The 792-nt window shown below is 57.1% G+C and carries 1 protein-coding gene; it reads left to right on the top strand.

Annotated elements, in window-relative coordinates; all coding sequences use genetic code 11:
- The gene (locus TRM7615_RS25275; RefSeq protein WP_085794106.1) at window positions 1-792 is read left to right on the top strand and encodes an amino acid ABC transporter ATP-binding protein; all 792 of its coding nucleotides are present in this window, start codon (window positions 1-3) and stop codon (window positions 790-792) included.

Here is a 792-nt window from a genome sequence, read left to right as displayed (position 1 = left end):
ATGTCTGAACTTATGTCTGACCGCGAAATCGATCGCTCGAAAATGCAGGTGAGCGACGAGGTCGCCATTGAAATCAACAACATGAACAAGTGGTACGGGTCCTTTCACGTGTTGCGCGACATCAATCTGACCGTCAACCAGGGCGAGCGGATTGTCATCGCGGGCCCGTCGGGCTCGGGGAAATCCACCCTGATCCGCTGCCTTAACGCGCTGGAGGAACACCAGCAGGGCAAGATCGTGGTGGATGGCACCGAGCTGTCGAATGACCTGAAAAACATCGACAAGATCCGGTCCGAGGTTGGGATGGTGTTCCAGCACTTCAACCTGTTCCCGCATCTGACGATCCTGGAAAACTGTACGCTGGCCCCGATCTGGGTGCGCAAGACGCCCAAGAAAGAGGCCGAAGAGCGCGCAATGCACTTCCTGGAAAAGGTCAAGATCCCCGAGCAGGCGGACAAGTATCCGGGCATGCTTTCGGGCGGTCAGCAGCAGCGTGTGGCGATTGCCCGCTCGCTTTGCATGATGCCGCGGATCATGTTGTTTGACGAACCGACATCGGCGCTGGACCCCGAGATGATCAAAGAGGTGCTCGACACCATGATCGAGCTGGCCGAGGAAGGCATGACCATGCTCTGCGTGACGCATGAGATGGGTTTTGCCCGTCAGGTTGCGAACCGCGTGATCTTTATGGATGCCGGTCAGATCGTGGAACAGAACGAACCCGAAGAGTTCTTCAACAACCCGCAATCGGACCGGACCAAGCTGTTCCTCAGCCAGATCTTGGGCCACTGA

The sequence above is a fragment of the Falsiruegeria mediterranea M17 genome (assembly GCF_900302455.1).
Classification (GTDB): domain Bacteria; phylum Pseudomonadota; class Alphaproteobacteria; order Rhodobacterales; family Rhodobacteraceae; genus Falsiruegeria; species Falsiruegeria mediterranea.
This window is presented reverse-complemented; position numbering and strand designations above follow the sequence as displayed.